This is a genomic window from Mycobacterium sp., from assembly GCF_050701675.1.
In the GTDB taxonomy this organism is placed as follows: domain Bacteria; phylum Actinomycetota; class Actinomycetes; order Mycobacteriales; family Mycobacteriaceae; genus Mycobacterium.
Genome location: NZ_JBOGDD010000706.1, coordinates 1 through 3478, shown reverse-complemented (window position 1 = coordinate 3478; position 3478 = coordinate 1). Strand labels below are relative to the sequence as shown.

General features: G+C 63.7%; 5 protein-coding genes. 2 read left to right on the top strand and 3 right to left on the bottom strand.

Annotated features, from left to right (window positions below; translation table 11 throughout):
- The coding region (locus tag ACRDUX_RS21715; RefSeq protein ID WP_526416375.1) for an alpha/beta fold hydrolase at positions 1-323 on the bottom strand (323 nt) is incomplete at its 3' end.
- A 231-nt stretch (positions 324-554) separates the two neighbouring features.
- On the opposite strand from ACRDUX_RS21715, the gene ACRDUX_RS21710 reads away from it, so the two are divergent.
- The gene (locus tag ACRDUX_RS21710) at positions 555-1271 is read left to right on the top strand and encodes an SDR family NAD(P)-dependent oxidoreductase (protein WP_526416373.1); all 717 of its coding nucleotides are present in this window, start codon (positions 555-557) and stop codon (positions 1269-1271) included.
- A gap of 98 nt (positions 1272-1369) precedes the next feature.
- A complete protein-coding gene (locus ACRDUX_RS21705; RefSeq protein ID WP_526416371.1) occupies positions 1370-2068 on the top strand; it encodes an alpha/beta fold hydrolase in 699 nt (232 codons plus the stop codon).
- A 34-nt stretch (positions 2069-2102) separates the two neighbouring features.
- On the opposite strand, the gene ACRDUX_RS21700 is transcribed toward ACRDUX_RS21705, so the two are convergent.
- Both ACRDUX_RS21700 and ACRDUX_RS21695 read right to left on the bottom strand, forming a co-directional pair.
- Entirely contained in the window at positions 2103-2711 is a 609-nt protein-coding gene (locus ACRDUX_RS21700; RefSeq protein ID WP_526416369.1) for a TMEM175 family protein, read from the bottom strand.
- Positions 2712-2773: 62 nt separating this feature from the next.
- Positions 2774-3346, bottom strand: a complete 573-nt coding sequence (locus tag ACRDUX_RS21695) for a chorismate mutase (protein ID WP_526416367.1) — start codon at positions 3344-3346, stop codon at positions 2774-2776.
- Positions 3347-3478: the final 132 nt, after the last annotated feature.

Genomic DNA, 3478 nt, shown 5'->3' with positions numbered 1-3478 from the left:
ATCGGAGCACCGTAGTCCTGGACGTAGAGCGCGTAGGAGCCGATCCCCAGTTCGTCCAGCAGTCCCGCGGTGAGTTGCGTCAGGGCGTCGAAGGTATAGGCGAAGTCGTCTGCCGACGGTGCATCGGAGAGACCGAAACCCAGGTGATCCGGTGCAATCACACGATAGTCGTTGGCCAGCGCCGGAATGAGGTGGCGGAACATGTGCGAGCTGGCGGGAAAGCCGTGCAGCAGCACGATCACCGGCGCATCGGCGTCGCCGGCCTCCCGGTAGAACAGTCGATGACCGTCAACGGTGACATAACGGTGGTGCACGACTGCCATCAGTGACTCCTCTTGTTCGAGCAGGCCAACTTTCGCGGCCGGGACTCGCACGTCGGCCACACCCAGACGTGTGGGTTGATTCACCCATTATGCACATGCGGTAGGGAATGCACCACCCCATTCGTAGCCAATTCACAGGACGAATGCGCCCTTCACCTATGGCCTCATCGCGAAGGTATGTCGTACCTTTGGGTTGTCCCACCCAGTGAGTTGTGGACGTGGGGAGTGCAGATGGGAAACACGTTGCAGGGTGCCAGGGTGCTCGTCGTCGGGCGTGGCAGCGGCATTGCGCGTGCGGTCACCCTGCTTGCGCGTGCCGAGGGTGCCGAGGTCGTGGTGGCAGGCCGCGACAGGGCCAAGCTCGCCGCGGCGTACGACGACCCGGGCATCACGGCCGAAGCCGTCGACATCAGTGACGACGCGTCGATCTCGGCGCTGGCCGGGCGAATCGGCACGCTCGATCACGTGGTGTCGACCGCGTCTGCCCGAGCCCGCGGCGCTCTGCCCGATCTAGAGCGTGCGAGCCTGCAGCAGTCCCTGGACACCAAGGTCCTTGGTCCGGTCATGCTCGCCAAATACTTGGCCCCACAGGTGCATCGAGACGGTTCGTTCGTACTGTTCTCCGGGGTCAACGCCTTCAAGGTCAGCGTCGGTTATCTGGGGGTGGCCATCACCAACGGTGCGGTGGACTTCCTCACTCGCTCGTTGGCCGTGGAACTCGCACCGATCCGAGTCAACGCCGTCTCCCCCGGCGTCATCGACACCGGCGCCTGGGATCCGATGGGCGATGAGGGCAAGCAAGCATTCTTCGAACACGTCCGTGCGACGAATCCCACCGGCCGGATCGGAACGGTTGACGACATCGCCAACGCCGTCCTGTTCGCCATGACCAACACGTTCATGACCGGTGTGATGTTGAAGATCGACGGAGGCGAACCGCTTGTCTAGTCCGTGCACCCACGGGAGACGAAGACTGCCCAAAGACGTTCAGTGGCATAGCCGCACGATCCGAACCGACATCGTCCCCGACCTCTGAAAGGCCCGCCATGAAGCCTCTGCCAACATCACCGACCGTCGTGCTCGTGCACGGCGCCTGGGCCGACGGATCGAGTTGGCACAAGGTCATCACCGCCCTTCACGAGTCCGGCATCCCGGTGACGGCCGCACCGATCCCCCTCACCTCGCTCCCCGACGACGTGGCTGCCCTCGACCGCGCGCTGGCGCACGTCGGCGGACCCGTCATTCTGGTCGGTCACGCCTATGCCGGTGCAGTGTTGGGCGCTTCCCGCCACAACCACGTCAAGTCGCTGGTGTACATCGCCGCCTTGGCGCCGGCCGAGCGCGAGACCGTCGCCGACGTCTTCCATCGAAATCCAGCCCACCCGGCTGCGCCCGCACTCGCGCCCGACGCCGACGGCTACATCTGGCTGCCCGAGCAGGCATTCGCCGGAGCATTCGCTCAGCACGCGAGTGCCGAGGAGCAGGCGGTGTTGGCCGCGGTGCAACGCCCGATCTCGGCTGCCTGCATCCAACAGCCGGTGCCGACCCCTCGGTGGAAGACGCTGCCCAGCTGGTACTTATTGGCAGGCCAAGACCGGATGATCAACCCGAAGACCCAGGAGTTCATGGCCGAGCGGATGGGTGCGCAGATTCGATCTCATCAGGCCGATCACACCCCGCTCGTGACCCAGCCGGACGTCGTCACCGACCTGATTACCGAGGCCTACAAGGACGTTCTCGGCTGATGGGGAGCTGGGCCACGCCGACTGCGCCACCGGATCAAGCCGCCACGTCGCCGGTATCGGATTTACCGACGGCAGGTATGTCCGGCCGCAGATAACCGATGAGACACAGGCAAATCAGTGTCATCGCGACGAGAGGCCAGGCGAGCGCGACCAGGCCTGCAGCGATGAATACTCCGATGGTGACGAACGATCGCATGCCCAGCATGCGGCGCATCAACTGAGTCACGTTCTCATTCGCGGGGCGGTCCACCACTTCCCAACACAGCGCAAGATAGGTCGCGTTGACGATCACGAAGATGGCCGCGTACAGCGCTACCGGCGCCGCCGCCAATCCGCTCTCGGCGATCCACTCAGTGGTGAACGGAATCAACGACACCGAGAAGAGATGCATGAAGTTCGCCCACACCAGCCGCGGCGTCGCGACGTCAGCGTAGCTGAACAGGTAGTGGTGGTTGACCCACACGATCGCGATGAACAGATAGCTCACGGCGTAGCTCAATGCCGTGGGCCACAACGGCAACAGCGCCCTGAAGGTGGCCTCCTCCGGGATCTTCAGCTCGAGCACCAGGATGGTGATGATGACCGCGAACACACCGTCGGAGAACAGACTTACCCGCTCCGGCTTGGGTCGTCGTGTGGCCATCCGTGGTTCGTCCTTCCCGTCAGCCACCGTGTGAGGACTGCAGGTCTGCAGGTGTTCGCAAGTCAGCGGCAGTATCGGTGCACGGCGTACTTCAATGCCTGCTGATAGAGCGCGTCAAGGTGACGCCCGGCGATCGCGGCCGCTTGAGCATCCTCGAGATCGGCAGGACAGGTGTTCGCGTGCAGCGCGTTCCACTGTTCGGCGATGTCGTCGACCATCGCTTCGTTCAGTCTGTTGATGACGTCTCGGGACGAGGAAAGATCGGGCGCCGTCCTCGGGGCCGATCCGGGGTCGATCTTCCATTGAGCGAACCGGCTGTGCTCCAGGGAGTCGGTCGCGTCGATCTGGTCCCGGAAGACGTCGTGCACGAAGCTCGGGTCGACGTGCTTGGCGATCGCGGCCTTTGTGACCGAGTCGATCACCTGCTGCTCGCGGGCGGGATCATCGACGGCACCGCCCGTCAGGTACTTGGATGCGGCAACCGGATCCGCGGTCTGCAAGCGCTGCGCCGCATCATCGACCAGTTTGGCCAGCGGGCCGGGGCCCTCGGCCTTGGCGATCGGTTCATTCGCCCCCGATCCCAGAGTCAGGGCAACGCCGATGCCGAAGACCACCATCAATGTGCGCACAGTCATCTCTCCGTCGATTCGTAATGGGTCATCCCCTAATGAGCGTGGTCACCACTCAAGCAAACTGTCAACCCGCACGCCACGAGCAATCAGTGACTCCGTGAGATCTGCTTTCGTGCATGCGTATAACTGCTCGTC